At 41.0% G+C, this 332-nt stretch carries 1 protein-coding gene; it reads right to left on the bottom strand.

The genetic code is table 11. From position 1 onward, the window contains the following. Positions 1 to 299: HflX-like GTP-binding protein (locus tag HC175_RS21875; RefSeq protein WP_479685261.1), on the bottom strand; the 299-nt coding region annotated here is incomplete at its 3' end. Positions 300 to 332 lie beyond the last annotated feature (33 nt).

Here is a 332-nt window from a genome sequence, read left to right as displayed (position 1 = left end):
AGGATCCTTTCAATATTCTTTTGCTGGGCAGGTGACAGTTCATCATCAAAGATCGCCGCTCCAATTTCGTGTTCTTCAACAAAGGCACGAACATCTTCCATTTTTCCCGTTCCAACAAAAGTTTTAGGATTGGGAGCGTCCATTTTCTGAGTAAATCTTTTCATGACCTCACCTCCGGCAGTGTAGGTCAGGAATTCAAGTTCGTCAAGGTATTCATCTAATTTCTCTTCGCTCTGTTCCCGGGTGACGATGCCGATCAACACAGCTTTTTCGTATTCAATATCGTTTTTTTCTAACATATAAGTCGGCTATACTAACAAAGTTACGTAAAT

The organism is Salinimicrobium oceani, assembly GCF_012037645.1.
The sequence above is the reverse complement of the archived record's forward strand: the minus strand, read 5'-3'. Positions and strand labels throughout refer to the sequence as shown.